At 35.9% G+C, this 23,297-nt stretch carries 21 protein-coding genes; 5 read left to right on the top strand and 16 right to left on the bottom strand.

Annotated elements, in window-relative coordinates; translation table 11 throughout:
- Positions 1 to 130 precede the first annotated feature (130 nt).
- From QUH73_RS19430 to QUH73_RS19420, 3 genes are all read left to right on the top strand, one after another.
- On the top strand, positions 131 to 988 hold the full coding sequence (locus tag QUH73_RS19430; protein ID WP_289532107.1) for a PPK2 family polyphosphate kinase: 858 nt from the start codon (positions 131 to 133) through the stop codon (positions 986 to 988).
- 286 nt (positions 989 to 1,274) lie between these two features.
- Positions 1,275 to 2,054, top strand: coding sequence for a type I methionyl aminopeptidase (map, locus tag QUH73_RS19425; protein WP_289532106.1), 780 nt, complete (start codon positions 1,275 to 1,277; stop codon positions 2,052 to 2,054).
- 355 nt (positions 2,055 to 2,409) lie between these two features.
- Positions 2,410 to 3,117, top strand: a complete 708-nt coding sequence (locus tag QUH73_RS19420; protein ID WP_289532105.1) for an IspD/TarI family cytidylyltransferase — start codon at positions 2,410 to 2,412, stop codon at positions 3,115 to 3,117.
- Positions 3,118 to 3,181: 64 nt separating this feature from the next.
- On the opposite strand, the gene QUH73_RS19415 is transcribed toward QUH73_RS19420, so the two are convergent.
- The 8 genes from QUH73_RS19415 to QUH73_RS19380 all read right to left on the bottom strand — a co-directional run bounded on the left by QUH73_RS19415 (position 3,182) and on the right by QUH73_RS19380 (position 14,097).
- A complete protein-coding gene (locus tag QUH73_RS19415) occupies positions 3,182 to 4,045 on the bottom strand; it encodes an N-acetylneuraminate synthase family protein (protein WP_289532104.1) in 864 nt (287 codons plus the stop codon).
- A 17-nt stretch (positions 4,046 to 4,062) separates the two neighbouring features.
- Entirely contained in the window at positions 4,063 to 5,226 is a 1,164-nt protein-coding gene (locus QUH73_RS19410) for an acylneuraminate cytidylyltransferase (protein ID WP_289532103.1), read from the bottom strand.
- A gap of 154 nt (positions 5,227 to 5,380) precedes the next feature.
- Positions 5,381 to 6,445 carry a hypothetical protein gene (locus tag QUH73_RS19405; RefSeq protein ID WP_289532102.1) on the bottom strand — a complete coding sequence of 355 codons (1,065 nt, stop codon included), beginning with the start codon at positions 6,443 to 6,445 and terminating at the stop codon, positions 5,381 to 5,383.
- Between the two features lie 563 nt (positions 6,446 to 7,008).
- Entirely contained in the window at positions 7,009 to 8,856 is a 1,848-nt protein-coding gene (locus QUH73_RS19400) for a CDP-glycerol glycerophosphotransferase family protein (protein WP_289532101.1), read from the bottom strand.
- 9 nt (positions 8,857 to 8,865) lie between these two features.
- Entirely contained in the window at positions 8,866 to 10,362 is a 1,497-nt protein-coding gene (locus tag QUH73_RS19395) for a capsule assembly Wzi family protein (protein WP_289532100.1), read from the bottom strand.
- Complete coding sequence (locus QUH73_RS19390) at positions 10,352 to 10,891, bottom strand: NUDIX hydrolase (RefSeq protein WP_289532099.1); 540 nt, start codon at positions 10,889 to 10,891, stop codon at positions 10,352 to 10,354. Before QUH73_RS19390 ends, QUH73_RS19395 begins: the two co-directional genes overlap by 11 nt.
- 385 nt (positions 10,892 to 11,276) lie before the next feature.
- The gene (ggt, locus tag QUH73_RS19385; RefSeq protein ID WP_289532098.1) at positions 11,277 to 12,974 is read right to left on the bottom strand and encodes a gamma-glutamyltransferase; all 1,698 of its coding nucleotides are present in this window, start codon (positions 12,972 to 12,974) and stop codon (positions 11,277 to 11,279) included.
- A gap of 91 nt (positions 12,975 to 13,065) precedes the next feature.
- Complete coding sequence (locus tag QUH73_RS19380; RefSeq protein ID WP_289532097.1) at positions 13,066 to 14,097, bottom strand: carbohydrate-binding family 9-like protein; 1,032 nt, start codon at positions 14,095 to 14,097, stop codon at positions 13,066 to 13,068.
- Positions 14,098 to 14,316: 219 nt separating this feature from the next.
- On the opposite strand from QUH73_RS19380, the gene QUH73_RS19375 reads away from it, so the two are divergent.
- On the top strand, positions 14,317 to 14,835 hold the full coding sequence (locus tag QUH73_RS19375) for a nitroreductase family protein (protein ID WP_289532096.1): 519 nt from the start codon (positions 14,317 to 14,319) through the stop codon (positions 14,833 to 14,835).
- A 166-nt stretch (positions 14,836 to 15,001) separates the two neighbouring features.
- Here the strand turns inward: QUH73_RS19375 and hisIE are convergent, their stop codons facing one another.
- From hisIE to hisG, 8 genes are read right to left on the bottom strand one after another with little or no spacing between them, the layout of a single operon-like run.
- Positions 15,002 to 15,622: a bifunctional phosphoribosyl-AMP cyclohydrolase/phosphoribosyl-ATP diphosphatase HisIE gene (gene hisIE / locus QUH73_RS19370; RefSeq protein WP_289532095.1), complete on the bottom strand. Its 621-nt coding sequence runs from the start codon at positions 15,620 to 15,622 to the stop codon at positions 15,002 to 15,004.
- A 21-nt stretch (positions 15,623 to 15,643) separates the two neighbouring features.
- Complete coding sequence (gene hisF, locus QUH73_RS19365; protein ID WP_289532094.1) at positions 15,644 to 16,399, bottom strand: imidazole glycerol phosphate synthase subunit HisF; 756 nt, start codon at positions 16,397 to 16,399, stop codon at positions 15,644 to 15,646.
- 2 nt (positions 16,400 to 16,401) lie between these two features.
- On the bottom strand, positions 16,402 to 17,133 hold the full coding sequence (gene hisA, locus QUH73_RS19360) for a 1-(5-phosphoribosyl)-5-[(5-phosphoribosylamino)methylideneamino]imidazole-4-carboxamide isomerase (protein ID WP_289532093.1): 732 nt from the start codon (positions 17,131 to 17,133) through the stop codon (positions 16,402 to 16,404).
- 8 nt (positions 17,134 to 17,141) lie between these two features.
- Complete coding sequence (gene hisH, locus QUH73_RS19355) at positions 17,142 to 17,732, bottom strand: imidazole glycerol phosphate synthase subunit HisH (RefSeq protein ID WP_289532092.1); 591 nt, start codon at positions 17,730 to 17,732, stop codon at positions 17,142 to 17,144.
- A 2-nt stretch (positions 17,733 to 17,734) separates the two neighbouring features.
- Positions 17,735 to 18,889 carry a bifunctional histidinol-phosphatase/imidazoleglycerol-phosphate dehydratase HisB gene (gene hisB / locus QUH73_RS19350; protein ID WP_289532091.1) on the bottom strand — a complete coding sequence of 385 codons (1,155 nt, stop codon included), beginning with the start codon at positions 18,887 to 18,889 and terminating at the stop codon, positions 17,735 to 17,737.
- The gene (gene hisC, locus QUH73_RS19345; RefSeq protein ID WP_289532090.1) at positions 18,886 to 19,950 is read right to left on the bottom strand and encodes a histidinol-phosphate transaminase; all 1,065 of its coding nucleotides are present in this window, start codon (positions 19,948 to 19,950) and stop codon (positions 18,886 to 18,888) included. Before hisC ends, hisB begins: the two co-directional genes overlap by 4 nt.
- On the bottom strand, positions 19,950 to 21,242 hold the full coding sequence (gene hisD, locus QUH73_RS19340) for a histidinol dehydrogenase (RefSeq protein WP_289532089.1): 1,293 nt from the start codon (positions 21,240 to 21,242) through the stop codon (positions 19,950 to 19,952). The genes hisC and hisD overlap by 1 nt, the downstream gene beginning before the upstream one ends.
- A gap of 17 nt (positions 21,243 to 21,259) precedes the next feature.
- Positions 21,260 to 22,120, bottom strand: coding sequence for an ATP phosphoribosyltransferase (gene hisG / locus QUH73_RS19335; protein ID WP_289532088.1), 861 nt, complete (start codon positions 22,118 to 22,120; stop codon positions 21,260 to 21,262).
- Positions 22,121 to 22,936: 816 nt separating this feature from the next.
- On the opposite strand from hisG, the gene QUH73_RS19330 reads away from it, so the two are divergent.
- Positions 22,937 to 23,284, top strand: a complete 348-nt coding sequence (locus QUH73_RS19330) for a P-II family nitrogen regulator (RefSeq protein ID WP_289532087.1) — start codon at positions 22,937 to 22,939, stop codon at positions 23,282 to 23,284.
- Positions 23,285 to 23,297: the final 13 nt, after the last annotated feature.

Here is a 23,297-nt window from a genome sequence, read left to right as displayed (position 1 = left end):
CCTCATGCACAAAGCATAACAATTAAACTGAATACCATCAAAACAGCGCAAGTAAGCTCACAATTCCAAATAAATATTAATTTTATAAGCCACTAAAAATACTTATTTTTAATTGAATATAAACTTCCCTATGAATATCGATCAATATAAAATCTCGAAAAAAATAAGCTTGGCAAAAACAGACACTTTCAAAGAAATTAATGATGCTAAGAAAAAATTAAAGCACATCCGCAAAAAAATCAGCGAATTGCAGGACACCATGTATGCGCATGGAAAATACAATATGCTTATTTGTCTGCAAGGAATGGACACATCTGGAAAGGATAGTTTGGTGAGAGAAGTGTTTAAAGATGTAAACGCCAGAGGTGTTGTGGTACATAGTTTTAAAACTCCTACTTCTGCGGAATTAAAACATGATTTTTTGTGGCGGCATTACATTGCGTTGCCGCAAAGGGGCAAAATTTGTGTTTTTAACCGCACCCATTACGAAAATGTTTTGGTTACACGGGTACACCCGGAATATATTTTAGGCGAAAACATTCCTTCGGTTACCAGTCTTAACGATTTGGACGATGCCTTTTATCACAAGCGCATGGAACGGATTGTTAATTTTGAAGAGCACATTGCCGAGAGTGGTACCATTATTTTAAAATTCTTTTTGCACCTTTCAAAAGATGAACAGAAAAAGAGATTGTTTCGAAGACTTCGCCGAAAAGAAAAAAACTGGAAGTTTTCCAAAGATGATTTAAAAGAACGAAAGTCGTGGAGTGCTTATCAGGAATGTTACGAAGATGCTATCAATCGTACATCGAAAGATTGTGCTCCCTGGTATGTTGTTCCTGCTGACGATAAAGCAACCGCCAGGTTGATTGTTGCTGAAACAATACTTAAAAGTTTACAATCTTACAAAGATATGGTGGAACCGAGCCTCGACGAAGAGACTCTGTCTCATTTAGATGAATTTAAAAAGCAACTCGAAAACGATTAATAAGCCGAATTCGCTTACGACCTCTTTGAATAATCGAAAAAGTAATTAGTAACCGGCGCTTAGTAGTCAGTTAACTAAAAACTGAAGTCATGTCAAACCTGATGATTGATTTAAGTGGTATGAGTTCGAAGCTCCTGACAGCGTTAACTTCACCAGATATCCAACTCGGTCGGATTAATAAATCACCTGAAATTTGAACCTTATTTGATTTGCATAATTCAATTTCTATGCAGACCTTTGCCTTTCTAAATATGCAAAACAATCAGGTTGTTGCGAACACAAAATTATGAGTAAAATAATTATTAAAACTCCGGAGCAAATTGAGGGGATTCGAAAAAGTGCTCAGCTAGCCGGAAATACTCTAAAATATATTAGCGATTTCGTTAAAGAAGGAGTTAGCACAGAATACTTAAATCAGTTGATTGAAGACTACATTCGAAATAATGGTGCAATACCTGCGCCTCTGAATTATCATGGTTTTCCAAAATCATGTTGTATTTCTTTAAATGATGTGATCTGCCACGGTATTCCGGATGAAAAAACCATTCTTAAAAATGGTGATATTCTGAATATTGATGTAACTACAATTCTGGATGGTTACTATGGTGATACCAGTACCATGTATACCATTGGTGAGGTTTCTCAGGAAGCTGCAAAATTGGTTGAAGATACCGAGCATGCTTTGTATTTGGGAATTGAGCAAGTGAAACCAGGCAACTACTTTGGCAACATCGGATTCATGATTGGAAGGTTTGCGAAAGGGAAAAAATACAGTGTCGTTTACGAATTTTGTGGTCATGGTGTTGGTGTCGACTTTCACGAAGCACCTCAGGTTGAACATATCGCTCCCAAGAATTCCGGCCCTAAGATGAAAGCAGGCATGATTTTCACCATTGAACCAATGATTAATCTCGGTAAACCAAGAGCCATTGTTGATGAAAAAGATGGTTGGACAGCACGCACGATTGATAAAAAATTATCGGCTCAATTTGAACATACCGTTTTAGTGACTGAAGATGGATATGAAATTCTTTCCGATGTAGGAGAATACGATATTTTCAAATAAACTTTAAAGATGAGACCTCAGAAATGAGATTGCAAAGGGCAGTTCTACTAAAATACAACTCCCCTACTCTTCAAAAAAAATAAACCGCTCCCATTTGGAGCGGTTCTTTTTTGCTTTTTAAAACGCCGATTTAATTGTAATTTCGAGACGTTAATTGATATCAGAAATATGAAACGTCCGTAAGTAAATAATTATTAACTCACAATGGGGATAATTATTTGCAAATGGTAAGTTCCATCTGACAACTGAATAAAAATTATAAACAGATGAAACGACCAGGTAAAAAGTGTTACACAAAGGTGGATGAGTGTAATTGGGGAGTTCCATATGGCAAATAAAAACAAATTATAATCACATGAAAAATGTAGCTGTTATATTGGCCGGAGGAAGTGGAAAACGTATGGGAGGATCATTACCTAAACAATTCCTGATTCTTGGAGAAAAACCAATTATTCAGCATTCTATTGAAGCGTTTGAAAATCATCCTCAAACAGACGAAATCTGCGTCATTATTCATGCCGATTTTATTGATGAAGTTGAATGCATTGTGAGAGAGAATAACTTCAAAAAAGTGAGGCACATTTTACCGGGAGGTAAAGAAAGAAGTGATTCAAGTCTCGCTGCTATTCATGCATATCAAGAAGAACAAAATATCAACTTAATCTTTCATGATGCAGTACGCCCCTTTGTATCCAGCGAAATTATCTCTAATGTAATTCGAGAACTTAATGCCGGAAAATCAGTTGCTGTTGCTATCACAACAGTTGATACCATTTTTGAAATTGATGAGAAAAACAAAATAGTTTCTGTTCCACAAAGAACTTTTTTAAGGAGAGCACAAACGCCACAGGCCTTCTCGTACCATGTGATTAAATCGGCTTACGAAATTGCTTTAAAAGATCCGGATTTTGTGGCAACAGATGATTGTGGTGTTGTATTGAAATATCTACCAACAGAAGCCATCTTCATTGTTGAGGGGCATGAATCCAATATCAAAATTACTTTTGAAGGAGATTTGGTGTTGGGGGAACAGATTTTTAAGAAAAAAACGCACGACATGTAAAATAAATACCCCTACTCAAATTGAATAGGGGTATAACTTAAGTATGACAACAATTTCGTCAAAATTATTTTTTATTCTTTAGTTTCTCTCTCTGAACCTTTTCAATATCCAAAATATCTTCACTTTTATAATTCAATGCCTTTTGAACCGCTTTAAGATCTCTAACTAATTTTCGAACACCAGCAGGTTCCAATGACGCAGCGTGATCAGTTCCTTTCCATGTTCTATCTAAAGTGTAATGTCTTTCGATCCACGTTGCTCCTAATGTGAAGGCTGCAACATCAACGGCAATACCTAAATGGTGGCCTGAAAAACCAATTTCCTTAACACGACTGGCATAATTTTCTTTGAGCCTGCTAATTTCCAAAAGACATACATCTTCGAACGGCACAGGATAACCTGATATACAAGCATACAATACCACGTCCTGGTTTCTTCCCTTTTTCTCAAAGAAACAAATCAAATCCTCAATCTCATCTTTACGTGTCATTCCCGTGGATACATGAATTTCTCCGGTGTAATTTTCACATAACCAGCCTAACATTTCATAATTATTATTACAAGCTGAAGGAATTTTAATTAATTTCGGATTAAGACTTGCAATCTCTTTTGCGGATGTAAGATCCCATGTTGAAGTAGAATAAACTATGCCCAATTCTTCACAATACTCTTTTAATTCCCTATTTTGATCTAGAGAAAATTCCAAATACTCGCGGTGTGCTCCATAAGTGTCTCCATAGGAATTAGCCGGATTAGGATGTGGCGCATTATATTGTTCCTCTGTCAACAATTCTTTATTATGTCTTTTTTGAAACTTCACGACATCAGCATTACAGAAAATTTTTGCCACTTTAATTAACTCTTTGGCAATTTCCATATCCCCTTTATGATTGCATCCAATTTCTGCAATAACCTTTGCTATCTTCATATACTAAATATTAATTTTTATCTAAACCTTTGATTATACTTGATAATAAACTCTGTGACTTCCCGAATAGCCATATCTCCACCTCTGTTAACCAAAATAAAATCACAATATGGTTTAACTGATAAAACTGCATCATTTGGACAAAATCCCCATCCAACAGAGTTTAGATTGACCAAATCGTTTATATCATCTCCTAAATAAGCCACACTATTGCGTTGTAAACCTTTATCAGATAATATCTTATTAAGACGTGAGTATTTATCTTTCACTCCCATATATAGATTTTGAATACCTAATTTAATCATACGCCTTTCTACAATAGGTGAATTCTCAGATGTCATTACAACAACTTCAACTCCATTATTTCTAAGATTTTCCAATCCCATTCCGTCTCTAAGGGAAAAGGTTTTAAAAAGTTCACCATTTTCAGAAACACCTACTTTTCCATCTGTGAAAACACCATCAACATCGAGAACTAATAATTCAATCTTCTTGGGATCTAACTTGTGTGAATTTAGTCGATTCAATAATAATTTTTCGATTATCAACATATCACTTACTTCATCAATTTCAGTAAGTGTATCCTCTGGCATTTCAACAATACCAATCGATCCGCCTAATCTATTTTTCCCTTCTAAAAAATGCTTTTTTCTTGATGCATAAACTGCCCCATTTTCAATACACAATCCATCAAAGTCCTGACGTCGTGGACGATTAAAGTGATCATAATTTAAACTTTCCCCCTTTTCGCTCCAAATAAACCTTTTGGTTCGAACAACTGTTAAGGCCGAATCAAACTTTTCTTTTGAAATTTTAAAAAGAGTGTTGTTAATATCTTCTTTTGTAGTTAATGGGGAGGTTGCCTGAAGCAAACAGATTATATCAAAATCCAATTGAATTTTTTCCGCAAATTCAAGCATTGCATCTTCGGTACTTGCTACGTCTGTTGCACTTTGCTCACTACGTAATAAAGCTTTCACTTTAGGAGTCCACGAGTATTCACTTTCTACTTGTTGGATTATTTCCTCATCATCTGTAAATACATAAACCTCATCCAAATCTGAAAAAATAGCAGCTCCTAAGCACCATTGATACAGTGGTCGGCCCAAAATCTTTTTTTTATTCTTTCCTGGAATTCCTTTTGATCCTTTTCTAAGTGGAATGATTGCTACTGATTTCATCTATTATTTTCTTTGAATATATTGGCACATGTAATACAATTTATAACCATCACATATTACAAGTTAACTTTGTCCATTTATCTTTTTGCTAAAATATAAAATATTGAACAGAGATAATATTTAAACCGTTTATTAAATTTATTTTGTACTCCCTCTATTTAATTAAATCGTGTATCAGTATTCCAATACTAGAGGAATTTGACTCTGGAGGCGAAAGATTTTCTTGAATAAATTTCGTATAAACCTCCTTCTCAACTCTCATCAACTCATCCAAATTAATTTTCCCCAAAATTTCATTAGAAATAGTTAAAGGTTCTTTATTAAATGTATGTGCCATATCGCTGATACTTGTCCCAATATAGCTTCTATTAAGAAGTTCTGATGTGAAAAAAACCAAAGGCTTATTGTAGACTGCCGCAAAATTAACTGCCGTTGAGTAATGTGCAATTACTAGTTTTGAATATTTTACAAGACTAGCTGTATTATTAGAACTCACCGGGAAATTATAATCGTTCTTCCCCACTCTACGCGGATGGGCTGCGATAAGAACCTTTAATCCTGTTTTTGTTGAAATCTCTTGCAAAGCAATATTTAATTCATTGTAATACTCTTCAGGAGTAAACTTTAAATCAATACCTCTTGAGACAAAATCGGGATGATACGGAATATATTGATCTATAAAAACCAAATAATTTTTATCTTCAATAATTTGATTTGAAGCATCATGTGCTGTGTTCCAATCACTAGAAGTGGTTCTTATAAATATAGTTTGATCATTACAAATCTTCAAAATTCGACTTCGAATCGGCGATTTCACATGTAATACTGCCACTGTGGGTTTAAGCAATAGTAACGTATAATAAAAATCTATACTTCTTATAAATTTATGCAGTAAATAAATAGGAGATATCTTTTCAAAATACCTTTTTATTCGAGTTGAAATGCTCTTAATTTTGTTTTTAGAACTCAATTTTGGGAAAAAGTTTACATCAAGAAATACATAAGGAATTTCAGCCTTACTTATGATTCGATAAAACCAAGCACTATTAACTTGTAAGCCTACACAGGTTGCCAAAATACTATCTTGCTTATTCGCGATAAGGAAATTACGGAATTCGGACTTACTCTTAATATAAATTACATCCTTTTTTAAATCGGGAGGGCAAGTATCTTCAAGACTTGAGGATTTAAGCAAACTAACCAAATCTAAATATTTCACATTATATCCCTTTTCTTTAAGGCTGTTAAAATCATCACTCTTATAATAAGACCGATTAAAGTGGAAACGATGAATGAAGAATATATTTTTAACCACAGCTACAAAATATTTTATTAAATGACCAATCAATTCATAATAAAAAAGCGCAAAATCTTATTATTAAATTCCCATTGATTATTATCCAGTCCACAATTGGCCAACAAGATTATCTGCAATTTACATGCTGACAAAACTAGATATTATAGTTTGGAATGCAACTGATTTGGTAGTTTTCTTGTGCGTCTAACTATAATAACCGAATTTACTCCTGTCTATATTGTTATCAATTTTAGCAGTCCATCTCTATTTGATTTCTTAAGAGGTTAAACCCGTATCAAAATATTATCAGTATATGAAAAGCTATTACAAAAAAAATGTGCTCACTTAAACATTAGCCATGCACTTGGATTTATTACTAAAAAAAGATTCAATCTGCTCAATAATTTCAAGTGGTGTTATTTGTGAAATAAACAAACGATCATCAAGTAAATTATTTTCTCTTAAAAATATTTCATCATAATAATTCAACATTTATCACCCTTTACACTTCTTTTAAATACTGTCTTCAATGCATTCTTTCGATTAATTTTAGTTTTGTGAGCAGTATCAAATTTGATTAACAATTGAACAGCCTCATCTTCATTTCTATTATTTATTCGAGCATACTCACGCGCAATAATCTCTAACTCCTCATCATCAGCCCAAATCTGAGAAAAATTACTAAGTCCTTTAAGATAGTTTAGTTTTAAAAATTTCAGTCGATTAATATCTACAATACTAAAATCGTATTTTCCATCCTGTATCCTCCTAATTAAAATATTCCCTCGAGAGTAATCTAAGTGAAAAATACCATTTTTGTGAAGTTTCTCATATGTATAAGTTACAAATTGACGCAAAATATTATCCTTATCTGGAAATTCAAATCCAATCAAGTCTCTTATCATAAAATCATACGGATAATGTATGGAAACATAATAACTCTTGTTAAACAACCCATTTTTAAGCAACTCCAAATAGGCTATTGGTTCAGGAGTGGATGCACCTCTTCGAATAATTTCCGTTCCATAATCATACGAGTGTTTGGCTTTCGAACCTCTTAAAAAAGCATAGGCCACTTTGTTGATAAAATGTGGAATTTTAAAGGATTTTACATTCACAATTAAACCATCATAGTTAAACGTTTTAATTGTATTTCGCCCCTCATAAATACAAGTTCCTCCTTTTTCAAAAATATCCGGAAGTCTTTCAATTAATTCTGTAAGAAAATTATATTTAGGATTTACATTATAACGCATTTTACGTTTTAATATCGTTTTCTCTTCTTCTATGCGCAATTCAGGTAATAATTCAATAATTTTATTTGCCACACGTTCTCCAGCCCGCCCATCTAATGTTTCAAACATTCGTTTATTTGCTACCTCTTGACCAATTTCCTTTTGGTTTATATTTTGGCAGGCATATTCTAACATTTCATCCAATTCGCTAACTTTCTCAATCTGAAAACTAATCGATTTAATAATTTCCCGGACTTCCAGAACAGTTCTTTTTACAAACGGGACTTTAAAAGAAACTATTGGTTTGTATAAAGCACTCATTTCTGATAATATTGAACTTGTATCTCCAACACAAATATCCGAAATCATGATATACGGCGTAATATCTTGCGACTCAATATAATTGACTCCCGGAGTATTCTTGATCACACTTTTGTATTTTTTTGAAGTCCAAACATGAAGAGTAACCAAGACATTGTATTCACTGGTGAAATTAGATAATTTATTGTACCATTCGTGAACTGCTGACATTTGCGAGCCATCCCAGGTAGCTGAAAACAAAACAGTCTTTTTATTAGGATCAATATTTAATTCCTCCTTCAACTTACCAAGAACCTCTTCAGAGTAAGTACCATTAAAAGCATCATCCATTTTCGGGAAACCTAAGCCAACCCCAGATGTAATTCCAATCAATCGGGCTTCCTCAACTTCTTTCGAACTTGTAAAATGAAATTGGTTAAACATATTATGTCCTTTCACATTGGCAAAAGGTTTAAAATGATATGCCCCATGACTGATCCCTATTCTCACAATTTTCGATTCTGGGAATAAGTAACAGGCTTGTCGACACATGATTACACCCTTCGGAAATACAGGCATAAGCTTTGCGTTAATGCCTTTTTTTAATAATTTCTTTTGAAGACTACGATTCTTCGCAACAACTGGAATTGGATTTAAATGTCTTTGTACATTTTTAAAGATTTCCAAATCCAATTCATTGGCACAATAAAATACAATATCAGTTCTTTTCTTAATTAAATTAAGAAAATTCCAAACCATTTTATAAGGAAATTTTACAATATAGTATGTTAAAACCATCCACTCAAATTATTTACTAGTTAACCTTTTCTTTCCTGTTATAATTCCTTTTTTCAACAACTTTATTTGAAACCCCACATTCTCCTCGAGGTATTTCCCTTGATCCAATGCAATACTTGTTGAAACTTCAAAAGGAAATTTTTTCCATTTTGGAAAAATCAGTTCTACGAGATAGGATTGTTGAGAAAGTCCATCTGGATGAGTATAACTTTTTGAATAGTTTTCTTCCTGATTCCCCTGCCCATCATTTACAAGCAATGCCTGTCCATAGTTCTCTGAAAAAGTGAGCAGTGTTTTGTACTTCAATTTCCCTATAAAACCGGTAATTCCAAAATGATGAGCCACAATAGCATTATTTGTAATTCCACTCACCATACCATCATTTAGAGATGGTGTAAACAATGGCAAACCAATAATTCGTTGATGATTTGTCCAGCCTGACCGAAAAACACCATTAGAGAAGTACCCATCAAAGCCAATTACCGGTTCAATTGGATGATTGGGGCGAATACTGTAGCCCCCTTGGTCTTTGGTATAATAATACTCATAAATAAAGGATGAAATCAATTTTGATTCTTTGAATTTAAGAAAAAAACTCATATTCCAATCCTTCACCTTATTGAGATGCTTAAAATCACCTGACTTATCCTCATACATATTTTTAAAACTCAACACCGATTCTATTTTCGAAGTTGAATATGAGAACTCAAACATATTTTGTCCGATATGATTTCCTGATTTATTGTAACTCTCTGTAATTGATTCATTACCGTTTTCGTCAACTAACACTTTACCTCCTCTTACAAAAACAGCATCTACAAACGCATCAAAACCACCTAAGTCGCCCCAAACAGGGGATGTTCCTCCCCATTGTGCATAGTGATCCAATCCTATAGTAAAAGACAGACCATCTTGTTTTCCGATTCTTAAAAATGCATTTTTATGATGTACATTCGTATGATTGACATATCGGTCATCATACATAATTCCATTACTAAAACTACCTTTAACCCATAACCATTTATTGGTAAATGCTACAGGAAGAAATTCCTTTAGCTGAAATTTTAATTCAGGATACATTCTAGCATTTCCTGAATAAAGCAAATCACCATTAGTTGCAGACAAACCATCAAATTTCACATCCCGATGTTGCATTCCTAAATCAACACTTACTCCATTCCATATTGCTGAAGCGTACAGTTCATCAATAAAAACCTCCGATTCTCCACCTTGACTTCCTATAATTGATGTCCCATAATTAAATTTCAGTCCTTGTTTATTTACATGTGAATCACTGTAAATTCGCAAATTTACAACACCACTATTTTCATTTGGTATAATACCATACTTATTACTAACCAACCAAAAAGGCATGGTGCCCTTATCGGAAAACTGGCTCATCACTTGAGCTTCATAGGTTATCTCTCTTTTTTGACTATAAGAGGAAACAACACCAAGTAACAATATGGAAAGAACAAAAACGTTTTTAAAATATTTAAATATCATGCTTGTATTTTTTTACAAAAGATTTAACAATTTCCTTCATTGAAACAGATCCTATTTCCTGATAAGGAATAGATTCTGTCTCATAAAACTTAAATCCAGATATGTCATCTTTTGCACTTATTTTGTTAAAAGAATTAATTTTACAAATATAGGCCAAATCTAAGGTAAATACAGATAATCCACCAAAAACATATTCGTTTGGATAAGACATAAAATAGGACAATTCTGAAACTTTTAAATTCAACTCTTCTTTAATTTCACGACAAAGGGCCTGTTCTGCAGTTTCCATTACATCCACAAAGCCTCCTGGTAAATCGAGCATTCCTTTCTGCGGCTCAACAGCTCGTTTGGCAAGTAACAACTCTCCTTTATCGTTAACTATTAACGCGGCGACTGCAGCAGAGGAATTTACATACAAATGAAAATTACAGTTCTCACACAAAAATGAATTATCACTTTTGTAAAGAAACTCCGCTCCACCACATTTGGGACAATATTTTATTACCTTTTGAGGGAATGTTGGGCTCATCTTCTACTTTTTTTATGAGCAACAAATCTACTGGAATGAAATTTGTTTCACAATAATCAAACGACATTTTTAACTGAATATTGGCATTACATTTATTTGGATTGACAAAAAATAAGCCTGTGATTCCTATTTAGCTGTTTGATATTTTGAAAAAGTTATTACTTTTAAAACGTAGCAAATTACTAATGGGACGAGCCAACCTCGTTTCTATCCTGACACTTTTTTGAGGTTTATCTTTTTCATGTTTCATTAAGTCGCTATTACTGATTAAGAAAAGATATCCAGGCCTCCCATTATTTTTTTACTGCTTAAACAAGAATAAATTTCTAACCCAATTACCATAAGTTCAAAAAAGGCAAATTTCAAATGAGATTTGCCTTTTTTACTAATAGCCAGACGCCCGGCTGTCCTTATGCCTTTTAGTATCTGCAACACCAATGTATTCTCCCGAGTCCGAAACAAAAATATCGGCCATCACTCCAATTTTGTTCTGAATTTTAATAATATGACCTAATTCTTCCAGTTTACTTTTAACTTTTGGAGAAAGAGCTTCGGCTTCTGCGTAAACCTCATCAGGTAACCATTGTGAATGAACGCGTGGCGCGTCAACAACTTGCTGCGAATCCATCTTAAAATCAATTTTATTAATAATATTTTGAAAGACTGAGGTTATTATTGTCGATCCTCCGGGAGAACCCAACACCATAAACAGTTTTCCATTTTTCTCAACAATTGTAGGTGTCATACTGCTCAGCATTCGCTTCCCGGGCTTAATGGCATTCGCCTCACCACCAACCAATCCGAACTGATTTGGGAAACCAGGTTTACTGCTAAAATCATCCATTTCATTGTTTAGAAAAAAACCACCTCCTTCAACCATCACTTTACTTCCGTAATTCCCATTTAATGTTGTAGTTACAGCAATAGCATTCCCTTCCGAATCAACAATAGAAAAATGAGTCGTTTCAAAACTCTCTATCAGTTCAACACTTCCAGCTTTTATATCCTGCGAATTTGTTTTCTTATCCATTTCAATAGTTGCAAATCGATTCTCTAAATACTCATCGTTAATTAATCGATCAACAGGAACCTGATAATAATCGGGATCACCAAGCCATGCAGCCCGATCGGCATACACCCGTCTTTCTAATTCCACCATTAAATGGATGTGCTCAAATGATCCAAAACTATACTTATTCATGTTGTACATCTCGCATCCTTTCAGCAACTGAATTAAGGCCACACCTCCACTTGATGGCGGAGGCATTGAAATGATCTTATGTCCCCGATAATCTCCGATTAAAGGAACTCTCCATACCGATTGATACCCTTGAAGATCTTCTGCAGTAATAATACCGCCATGCTTTTCCATCTCCGCAACAATCAATCCAGCAGTTTCCCCTTCATAAAATCCATTGCGTCCACTTGCTTTTATTCGTGATAATGTTCTTGCCAATGCAATATTACTCAAGGTATCTCCCTCTCTAAAAAGACCTTCCCTTAAATAAGGAACTAAACTCTTCCCTTTGTTTTGCTTTTGTATTTGATCGTGATAATCATTTAATTTATTTGCTTCCAACAAACTTAAAACCACGCCCTCTTCAGCGAGTTTAATAGCCGGTTCCAACAATTCTCCCCACCTCAACCTACCGTATTTCTGATGAAGTTTCATCATTCCATCTACAGTACCGGGAACTCCAACAGCCAAATCCCCATTTTGACTCAAATCAGAATTAACATTTCCATCCTTATCGCAATACATCTGTTCATATGCAGCTTTTGGTGCTGTTTCTCTAAAATCCAGCGAATTATAATCTCCGCCGGAAGTTCTGATAACGGCAAAACCTCCTCCGGCAATATTTCCAGCTCTTGGGTAAACAACTGCCAATGCAAATTGTACGGCAACAGCCGCATCGAAGGCATTTCCACCTTTTTGTAATATTTCCTTCCCAACTTCGGAAGCCAAATAATGAGCCGTTACCACAAGCCCGTTTTTATAGGATTTTGATTCAAGAGGAACACTACATGAAAAAAACAGAAGAATAAAGGCTAAAAGCCTTGAGGTTAATTTTGTTCTGCACATGTTAAATTTGCTAAATGATTCAGAATTCTAAAGATAAATAGGATTTTAATACAAAAAAAGGGCGCCACTTTTTGGACACCCTCAAATTTTCTTATTCACTCCATAACTTACTTTCATGATCGATATACCAAGTTTTCCCGGATTTTCCTTTTGCATAAATTAGAAATTGCTTTTTCGTTACTTCCACCTGAATTGGGAAAGTTGATTTTAATTCTTTTTGATAAGATCCTTTCTCGCTATAATACTGCTTCTGCTGCTTATACAATTTAATAAGTTCTTTTTTTAAAGGATAATCTTCGTCTGTGATAAATAAATCACTCCCCTTGCCTGCCTTTGTTGTTGAAAACTGCACATAGCCCCACGTTTCCGGCTGATGCATAGCAATCGCTCCTTGCGGAGACCACACCCAGTTGTGCTCCGGACAGGCTTTTCCTGTTTTAGGATTAATACATTTTGAGTATGTTCCCTTCTCCGCTTTTACATCCCAATTTACCCGAGAAAAATTGACCCGCCATTGTTCTCCGTTTTTCGGCTTTCGCTGTTCCGGAGCGCATTCTTTTAATACTTCCCAAGGGAAAGCAATTTCCAATGTCCACTTCTCATCCTTGTCCGAAGAATCATTTATTGTTCCGTAAATAGCTGTTGCCGATTTTAATCCTTTTATATCCCATGCATTAATTGCAGGAGCACCATCACGATATGGTTTTGCCAGCATTAAATCCCAAATGGTATTTAATGCATTCATTTCAAATTCATAATATCTGTGATTATCCCCCTGAGGGTCAATAAATACCTCGAAATCATTATCGTAAAATATTACTGTATCGCGTTGTTTTAACTTTCCCCAAACATGTGGTTCTTCAAGTTCTGCAGCCACATAAAAATAATCCTCATCCCACGCCATTTTAACATGAGTTTTATAGGCAGGCAAAGGTTTTTTATCTCCTTCTATGTCCACAAAATATTCTGACCAATTTACATCTCCCCACTCCGAATCACTTAAGACTCCATCTATATTTATTGGATTAGAAGTTTTATAGCACATATATGATCTTGCCTGATCCTGAGCCTTTCCCAAAGCAATAACAGTTAGCATCAAAACGATTAGTAATGTTGTTCTCATAGCAGGCAGTATATTTATTTTTAGTTAAAATTAAGTGACAAAATCATTCCTTTACCATTTTCAAATCTAAGGATAATTTTCAGCATTAAAATCCGAACTTTGCAACATTTACGGGAGTTTACAATTGAATTCCTCCACACCATCAGTACTAATCTGGTTTAGTAGGATGAAAAAAAAACATTTATTCCTACTTTTGGAACGAAGCTAAAAATCAAACTCATGTTAGACTTATTTTACAAACGACGAAGCATTCGAAAATTTACATCTAAACCGATCGAAGCAGAAAAACTTGAGCGCATCATGCAGGCCTCCTTATTGGCTCCCTCATCAAAAAGTGCATATCCATGTGAATTTATCATTGTTGACCAAAAGGAAATCAATGAAAAACTTTCAGCCTGCAAACCACTTGGAGCTGGATTCCTAAAAAATGCAGTTTGTTCTATAGTAGTAGCGGGCGATGCGAATAAAAGCGATGTTTGGATAGAAGATTGTGCCATTGCATCCACTTTTATTCAGTTACAAGCTGAAAAAGAGGGATTGGGAACCTGTTGGATTCAAATACGAGAAAGAGAATACAATGAAGAAAAATCGGCAGAATCTTATATTCAGGAAGTGATGAACATGCCTGAGAATGTTAAAATACTGGCCATTATTGCTATCGGCTATAAGGATGGTGAAAAAGCAGGTCGTGATGAAACTTTTCTCAAAAAAGAAAAAATTCATCTGAACACATTCTAAAATACTACTAAGAAGGTGTCCGAAAAGTTCAATTTTATTGTCATTCTGAGCTTGCCGAAAAATCTTTATGTTTGAATAACAGATGTTTCGACTTCGCTCAACATGACATTTCCAAGGGAAACTTTACTTTTCGGACACCCTCATTTTTTTTCGTTCAGATAAATTTTTATTTACTGTGACGTTCTACCAACAAACTTACAACTTCTTCCAACTTATAATCTTTCGCTGCAAGAAGCACTAAATAATGAAACATCAAATCAGCAGCTTCACCCATAAATAAATCTTTATTATCATCCTTGGCTTCAATCACGAGCTCAACGGCCTCTTCACCTACCTTCTGAGCAATCTTATTAATTCCTTTATTAAAAAGACTTGCGGTATAAGATTTCTCAGACAAATTCTTCTTTCTCTCGGTAATTACCTGCTGCAACTGCAGCAAAAAATCAATGGATGATGCTTTGTTCTCTTCCTGCCAGCAAGTATCCGTGCCTTTGTGACAAACCGGACCTACGGGAGCCACTTTTATCAGTAAAGTGTCATTATCACAATCTAAGCTTAAATCTTTCATCTCAAGAAAATTACCGCTTTCTTCTCCTTTAGTCCAAAGTCTTTGCTTACTCCGGCTGAAAAATGTCACTTTTCCGGACTCTATTGTTTTTTCGTACGATTCCTTATTCATGTATCCCAGCATCAACACCTTTTGTGTTTTAACATCCTGAATAATTGCAGGCACTAGTCCTTCTCCTTTTTCGAAATCAATTTGATTTGTCAGATCTTTAAAATTCATCTTTATGTAATTGTGGTTCGTTTATATTCTAACTGGTATATTTTTACTCTTTAGGTAATTTTTCAAATTGGGAATTTCTATTTCCTTAAAATGAAAAACACTGGCAGCCAAAGCGGCATCAGCCTTCCCTTCGGTAAATGTATCCGCAAAATGTTCCATATTTCCTGCTCCTCCCGAAGCTATAATTGGAATGTTGATCATCTCGGATAACTTCGCCAAAGTTTCATTTGCAAATCCATTCTTGGTTCCATCGTGATTCATTGACGTAAACAAAATTTCTCCTGCACCCAATCTCTCCGCTTCCAGAATCCAATCAAACAAATCAATTCCCGTAGCAAGTCTTCCTCCATTCAAATAGACTTCCCATTTGCCATCAGCAAAGCGGGCATCTACAGCAACAACAACACACTGACTTCCGAATCGGGAAGCCAAATCTGATATTAACTTTGGATTTCGAACAGCTGAAGAATTTATGGATACCTTATCAGCTCCGGCATTCAACAGAACGCCAACATCCTCCGGTGTAGAAATTCCACCTCCTACAGTAAATGGTATATTTAGCTCTTTGGCTACTTTCTGAACCAATTCAACAAGCGTTTTCCTCTTTTCGTGAGTGGCCGTAATGTCTAAAAAGACCAATTCATCAGCTCCTTGTTCTGCGTAATATGCAGCCAATTCAACAGCATCGCCGGCGTCTCGTAAATCGACAAAGTTCACGCCTTTAACTGTTCTTCCGTCTTTTACATCCAAACAGGGTATTATTCGTTTCGATAGCATAATTACAGGATAAATTCGTTAACCAATTCGTTCATATCAATTCGCTTTTCGTAAATCGCCTTGCCAATAATCACTCCCCAACAGCCAATCTCATTCAAAATACGAACATCTTCGATGTTGCCAACACCTCCGCTTGCAACCAGTTCTAAATTAGGAAATTCTTTCATTACAGATTGATACAACTCAACAGCGGACCCCTGCAGCATTCCATCTTTCGAAATATCTGTACAGATTACTGTTTTTACGCCTTTTCTCTGATAATTCTCTAAAAATTTGAACAAATGATAATCAGAATCTTTTTTCCAACCAGATATTGAAACCATTTCGTTTCGAACATCAGCTCCCAGAATCATTTTTTCCGCTCCATATTTACCCATCCATTTTTCGAACAGTTCAGGATTCGAAACAGCAATACTGCCACCTGTAACCTGATTCGCTCCGCACTGAAAAGCCAATTCAATATCTTCATCTGATTTCACTCCTCCACCAAAATCAATCTTCAGATTGGTTCCGGAAGCCACTCTTCGTAATACTTCCGAATTGCAAATATGTCCTGATTTCGCACCTTCCAAATCGACCAAATGCAGACGGGTAATTCCTAATTCTTCAAAGTCTTTAGCTACCTGCAACGGATCTTCACTATATACTTTTTCGGTATCGTAATCTCCTTTTGTTAATCGCACACATCTCCCTTTTATGGTATCGATGGCTGGTATTATTTTTATTCTGCTCATGACATTTTCTATAAATTGACAAAATTCTCCAAGATCTTCACTCCTACTGATCCCGATTTTTCAGGATGAAACTGACAGGCATAAAAATTATCTTTCTGAAGTGACGCACTGAAATTTAAAATGTAATTGCAGGAAGCGACAGTTTCTTCAGCACAGGGAACATAGTAGGAATGTACAAAATAGACGAATTCCATTTCAGATACTCCTTTAAACAAACTGCCTTTCAGTTTCTCCAACTGATTCCATCCCATATGAGGAACCTTACGTTCGTTGGTAAAGCGTTTTACTTTCAGAGGAAAAATACCCAATCCTTTAGTGTCACTTTCTTCAGAACTTTCACACATTAACTGCATTCCCAAACAAATCCCCAGCACGGGTTGTGTCAATTGAGGAATCAATTGATCCAAACCATTCTTCCGAAGCGAATTCATGGCCCAGGCTGCTTCTCCAACTCCGGGAAATATCACTTTATCTGCACTGCGAATCACTTCTTCATCATTTGAAACAACAGGTGTAATTCCCAATCGCTCAAAAGCATATTTTACAGATTGAATATTTCCTGCATCATAATCGATGATAACAATTTTCTGATTCTTCATATCTATAACGTTCCTTTTGTTGATGGCAATTGTAAACAATTTGCATCTCTTCGAATCGCCATGCGAATAGCTCTGGCCAAAGCTTTAAAAATGCCTTCTATTTTATGATGCTCATTTTGTCCTTCTGCCTTGATGTTCAGATTGCATGAAGCTCCATCGGAGAATGACTTAAAAAAGTGGAAAAACATCTCTGTTGGCATTCCTCCAATCATTTCGCGATTGAATTCAGCCTCCCAAACCAACCAGTTTCTACCTCCAAAATCAATAGCAACCTGAGCCAAACAGTCATCCATCGGCAAACAAAATCCATAACGATCCAATCCCAACTTATTACCAAGAGCTAACTTAAATGCTTCTCCCAAAGCAATTGCAGTATCTTCTATGGTGTGATGCTCATCAACTTCCAAATCTCCTTTTACAGTAACGCTCAAGTTAACTCCGGAGTGTCGGGCAATCTGATCGAGCATGTGATCGAAAAATCCGATTCCTGTATCGAATAAGCCTTTTCCTTCACCATCCAGATCCAAAACAATTTTAATTTGTGTTTCGCTCGTATTTCTTTCAACCGTTGCGGTTCGTTCACTTAAGCGCAAAAACTCATATATTTTCTCCCACGATTCTGTGCGTAATTCAATACATGCTTCTAGTTCCTGTTTCGATTCCGACAACTCTTCATCACCAATATTTCCACTTGATGAAATAAAAATTGCTTTTGCTTTAAGGTTCTTTGCCAATTCAACATCCGTCCAACGATCACCAATCACAAACGAATTTTCCAAATCATACTCCTCCGAAAAATACTTTGTCAACAAAGCCGTACCAGGTTTCCTTGTTGGTGCATTTTCATGCGGAAAAGTTTTATCAATGCATACATCTGCGAATTCGATTCCTTCACTGGAAAATGCCTGCATCATTTTATTCTGCGCCGGCCAAAAGGTATCCTCAGGATATGAATCGGCTCCCAAACCATCTTGATTGGTTACCATCACCAGTTCAAAATCAAGTTGTTTTACAATTTTTGCCAGTCCATTAAAAACACCCGGATAATACTCCAATTTTTCCAAACTATCCACCTGATAATCAACAGGAGGCTCCAGAATCAATGTTCCATCTCTATCAATAAACAGAACTTTCTTTTTTGTAGTTGTATCCTTCATGATTTCAATTCAAATTTTGTTAATGTCTTTTTCAGAATCGCATTTTCCTCACTTGTACCAATACTAATGCGAACACAGTTTCCCAGACTCCGAATTTTTGACCGGTCCCGAATAATGATTTCATCGGTAAGTAAATAATCATATAAACCTCTTGCATCATTCACACGTATCAAAATAAAATTAGCATCAGTAGGATATACTTTCTCAACAAAAGGCAAATCACTCAAAAAAGTGATCAAACCTTCTCTTTCTGTGATGATATTCTTCACCTGCTCTTCATACAAATCAACAGCTTCCAATAATTCAAGAGCTTTGGTCTGAGTTAGGCAATTCACGTTATAAGGTGGCTTTATTCTATTTAAAACATTGATGATTTCCTTCGAAGCCAACCCAATACCCAAACGAATTCCTGCCATTCCCCATGCTTTTGACAATGTTTGCAGAATCACTAAATTGGAATAATCAGCTAATTTATCTACCATCGTTTTGCCTGGAGCAAAATCAATGTAAGCCTCATCAATAATAACAATACCTTTAAATTTATCGAGTAATTCAACAAGCTTATTCTCGTCCAACAAATTTGCAGTTGGATTATTCGGCGAGCATAGAAATAACAGTTTCGAATTCTGATCAGCAACTGAAAGGACAGCACTTACCTCCGGTTGAAAATCCTTATCAAGTGGCACTTCACGATTCTCAATGGCATTGATTCCTGCCGCAACTTCATACATCCCATAGGTAGGGGTACAAATAATAACATTATCAATATTTGGCTCGCAAAATGCTCTAAACAAAAGATCGATAACCTCATCACTGCCATTTCCAAGAATTATATTTTCAGGATTCACAGCTTTCAATTCTCCTAAACGTGCTTTTAATGTTCTTTGCATAGGATCCGGATAACGATTTACTCCATTTTCATAAGGGTTTTCGTTGGCATCCAAAAAGACAGATCCCATTCCTGAAAACTCATCTCTTGCAGAAGAATAAGGCACCAGTCTTTTCACGTTCTCCCGAACCAATTTGTTCAAGTCTAAGCTTGATTTTATTTTTGCTCCCATCATGAATTCAATTTTATCTTGTTCAACCGAACCGTTACTGCGTTACTGTGAGCGTCTAATTGTTCGGCTTTTGCCATGATCTCGATTACAGGACCCAGATTCAGCAAGCCCTTCTCACTTATTTTTTGGAAACTGATGCTCTTCATAAAAGAGTCAAGACTCACACCGGAATACGCCTTTGCGGCTCCGTTTGTTGGTAAGGTGTGATTGGTTCCTGATGCATAATCGCCTGCACTTTCCGGAGTATAATTTCCTAAAAAAACAGATCCGGCATTTCTGATTCCGTCAATTAAAGAATTTTCATCTTTTACAGATACAATAAGATGTTCCGGCGCATACAAATTACTTAACTCAAGAGCTTCTTCCCTTGATTTTACCAAAATAATTTTCGAGTTTTCCAAAGCTTTGGCAGCAACATCTCTTCTCGAAAGAGCCTGCAATTGTTTTTCAAGCTCTTGCTCAACGCCTTCTATTAGTTGCTCAGCCCAAGTCACCAATATCACCTGACTATCAGCACCATGCTCTGCCTGAGACAATAAATCTGCAGCCACAAATTCCGGTTCAGCAGTTTCATCGGCCAAAACCATTACCTCCGAAGGTCCGGCCGGCATATCAATTGCCACTCCTATTCTATTTGCCCGTTGTTTGGCAGCTGTCACATACTGATTTCCCGGCCCAAATATTTTATGAACTTTTGGTATCGATTCGGTTCCATAAGCCATGCCTCCAATTGCCTGAATGCCTCCAATCTGAAAAACCCGATCGATTCCAACCAACTTACAGGCATATAGAATTGCCGGATTAATTATTCCATTCTTCCCTGGAGGTGTGCAAAGAACAACCTCATCACAACCGGCTAGTTTCGCAGGAATCCCCAACATTAATACCGTTGAAAATAAAGGAGCGCTTCCACCCGGCACATACAAACCAACCTTTTCAATTGCAGTAGATTTCCTCCAGCAACGAACCCCTTCGCTTGTCTCAATTATCTCAGACTTCTGAAATTGTGCCTCATGAAATGTTCTAATATTCTTTGCCGCAATTAACAAAGCTTGTTTTAATTCATCATCTAGCATGCTCTCCGATGCATCAATATCAGCTCGACTCACTTCCGTTTTATCAATTTTGACACCATCATACTGCAGGGTATATTTAAACAATGCATTATCGCCATCCCTTTTTATTTCTCCAAAAACCAGATTTACGGCATCCTCTAACTCATCCACATTAAAAAGCGGGCGACTCAATACATTATTCCAGGATTCTTTTGCCGGATATTTTATTACTTGCATTTTCGTAGGAATTAAACTTACAACACCATTTTCTGAATAGGAATAATCAATATTCCTTCTGCCCCATTCAATTTTAACTGATCAATGACTCCCCAGAAATCATTCTCGTTGATAACAGAGTGAATAGAACTCCATCCTTCCTGCGCTAAAGGCAATACAGTCGGACTTTTCATCCCCGGCAGTACCTTAATAATATCCTCTACTTTATCATTAGGAGCATTCAGCAAAATATATTTGTTGTTTTTAGCGGCTAAAACAGATCTCATCCGAAACAGTAATCGTTCCAGTATTGCACTCTTAAGATTGCTGATATTTTTGTTCGCAACCAAACAAGCCTCCGAAACCAAAACCTCTTCCACCTCAACCAGTCCATTCTTGAATAAAGTACTGCCGGAACTCACCAAATCGCAAATTCCATCGGCCAAACCAATATTAGGCGCAATTTCAACAGAACCGGAAATTACGTGAATTTCACAGTCCAAATTATTGGCATCTAAAAACTGCTGCAAAGAATTTGGATAGGAAGTGGCTAATTTTTTTCCGTTAAAATATTCCAATCCGGTATACTCCACATCTTTCGGCAAAGCCATTGCCAACCGACATTTCGAAAACCCCAGTTTCTGCAGAACCTCAAGTTCCTTTTGTTTTTCGATAATTACATTCTCTCCTACGATAGCAATATCGGCAACCCCATCCTGAACATACTGAGGAATATCAGAATTTCTTAGGTATAAAACTTCGAGTGGAAAGTTGGAAGCATTTGCTTTCAATTGATCCTTTCCATTATCGATGGAGATTCCACACTCTTTCAAAATTTGCAATGAATCTTCCTGCAGTCTTCCTGATTTCTGTACTGCAATTGTTAATTTTTCTCCCATGGTTAAAATTTTGGTGCCTTCTGGTATCAGTTTCAAGCATAAAAAAACGCCCGACTGTTACCAGCGGGCGTTTAAATGTTAGTTAAAATATCTTTATAAATACTGCATAACATCCTCAGCTCACCGGTTGGTAAGTATAATGATGATGATGATGAATTGCAGTAAATGTCATTTTCTTTTCTTTGATATGCCACAAAGATTAGTAAAATATTTTAATCATCCAAATCCAGACTCAAACAATTACAATAATATAAACTTAAATAAACAACACCTGATTTAGACTGCGTGTAACAAATCTCATAACGCTTTACGATACAAAACCACACCTCCTTTTGGGGTATATCCCAAAAAAAACAACTTTTATCCCTTCTACCCCCTTATCGTAATCGTTATAAATGCAAAAAACATCATTTTTTATAAATTACCCCCCATTTTCTTGTTGTAATTTTGATTTTTTTAATACTTTTACAGAATCAACCCATTAAAACAAGGGGTGTCTTAAAAAAAACCACATCTTTTAAGACGAACACCCCCCTTTTAAGGATAGGCTGATTAAAATAAACCATTATTACTAACTATTATAGAAAACCTAAATTTTTACCACATGCAAAAACATCATTTAGTTCTTCGAAACAAAGCCACATTGCATTCCGGAGATAAAAAAGAGCAATCCCTTTCTTCAAATTTTCGACAACGGTCGAATTTACGCTTGGTCTAAACCCGAAACCCGAGATTCCTTAATCCGGGGAATCTCGGTGTTTCAATTAGCCAAAAATGAAAGAGTATGATTTGAGAAACTATTAAAACAATTAGCTCATGAAAAAGATCGAAGCAATTATCCGTAAGACAAAATTTGAAGACGTAAAAAAAGGCCTGCACAATATCGGAATTGACTATTTGTCATTCTGGGATGTAAGAGGTGTAGGAAAATCAGTAGAAGAGAGAGTTTATCGAGGTGTAATATACGACACCAGCAGTATAGAAAGAACATTAATTTCTTTCATTGTGCGGGATAAATATGTTGATAGCTGTATTGTAAGCATTCGTGAAAATGCTTTCACCGGAGAAATTGGAGACGGTAGAATCTTCGTTTACAATGTTGAGGATGCTTACCGCATCCGAACAGGAGATTCGGGTGATCGTTCCCTATACGACGAAGAGTAATCAACAAGCATTT

This window comes from Labilibaculum sp. K2S, from assembly GCF_030372765.1.
In the GTDB taxonomy this organism is placed as follows: Bacteria; Bacteroidota; Bacteroidia; order Bacteroidales; family Marinifilaceae; genus Labilibaculum.
Note: the sequence above shows the minus strand (reverse complement) of the source record. Positions and strands in the feature narration are given on the sequence as shown.

What these genes read in the sequence shown, in the direction of transcription:
- QUH73_RS19430 (WP_289532107.1), top strand. Translation starts at nt 131, where the DNA reads ATGAATATCGATCAATATAAAATCTCGAAAAAAATAAGCTTGGCAAAA.
- map (WP_289532106.1), top strand. Translation starts at nt 1,275, where the DNA reads ATGAGTAAAATAATTATTAAAACTCCGGAGCAAATTGAGGGGATTCGA.
- QUH73_RS19420 (WP_289532105.1), top strand. Translation starts at nt 2,410, where the DNA reads ATGAAAAATGTAGCTGTTATATTGGCCGGAGGAAGTGGAAAACGTATG.
- QUH73_RS19415 (WP_289532104.1), bottom strand. Translation starts at nt 4,045, where the DNA reads ATGAAGATAGCAAAGGTTATTGCAGAAATTGGATGCAATCATAAAGGG.
- QUH73_RS19410 (WP_289532103.1), bottom strand. Translation starts at nt 5,226, where the DNA reads ATGAAATCAGTAGCAATCATTCCACTTAGAAAAGGATCAAAAGGAATT.
- QUH73_RS19400 (WP_289532101.1), bottom strand. Translation starts at nt 8,856, where the DNA reads ATGGTTTTAACATACTATATTGTAAAATTTCCTTATAAAATGGTTTGG.
- QUH73_RS19395 (WP_289532100.1), bottom strand. Translation starts at nt 10,362, where the DNA reads ATGATATTTAAATATTTTAAAAACGTTTTTGTTCTTTCCATATTGTTA.
- QUH73_RS19390 (WP_289532099.1), bottom strand. Translation starts at nt 10,891, where the DNA reads ATGAGCCCAACATTCCCTCAAAAGGTAATAAAATATTGTCCCAAATGT.
- ggt (WP_289532098.1), bottom strand. Translation starts at nt 12,974, where the DNA reads ATGTGCAGAACAAAATTAACCTCAAGGCTTTTAGCCTTTATTCTTCTG.
- QUH73_RS19380 (WP_289532097.1), bottom strand. Translation starts at nt 14,097, where the DNA reads ATGAGAACAACATTACTAATCGTTTTGATGCTAACTGTTATTGCTTTG.
- QUH73_RS19375 (WP_289532096.1), top strand. Translation starts at nt 14,317, where the DNA reads ATGTTAGACTTATTTTACAAACGACGAAGCATTCGAAAATTTACATCT.
- hisIE (WP_289532095.1), bottom strand. Translation starts at nt 15,622, where the DNA reads ATGAATTTTAAAGATCTGACAAATCAAATTGATTTCGAAAAAGGAGAA.
- hisF (WP_289532094.1), bottom strand. Translation starts at nt 16,399, where the DNA reads ATGCTATCGAAACGAATAATACCCTGTTTGGATGTAAAAGACGGAAGA.
- hisA (WP_289532093.1), bottom strand. Translation starts at nt 17,133, where the DNA reads ATGAGCAGAATAAAAATAATACCAGCCATCGATACCATAAAAGGGAGA.
- hisH (WP_289532092.1), bottom strand. Translation starts at nt 17,732, where the DNA reads ATGAAGAATCAGAAAATTGTTATCATCGATTATGATGCAGGAAATATT.
- hisB (WP_289532091.1), bottom strand. Translation starts at nt 18,889, where the DNA reads ATGAAGGATACAACTACAAAAAAGAAAGTTCTGTTTATTGATAGAGAT.
- hisC (WP_289532090.1), bottom strand. Translation starts at nt 19,950, where the DNA reads ATGGGAGCAAAAATAAAATCAAGCTTAGACTTGAACAAATTGGTTCGG.
- hisD (WP_289532089.1), bottom strand. Translation starts at nt 21,242, where the DNA reads ATGCAAGTAATAAAATATCCGGCAAAAGAATCCTGGAATAATGTATTG.
- hisG (WP_289532088.1), bottom strand. Translation starts at nt 22,120, where the DNA reads ATGGGAGAAAAATTAACAATTGCAGTACAGAAATCAGGAAGACTGCAG.
- QUH73_RS19330 (WP_289532087.1), top strand. Translation starts at nt 22,937, where the DNA reads ATGAAAAAGATCGAAGCAATTATCCGTAAGACAAAATTTGAAGACGTA.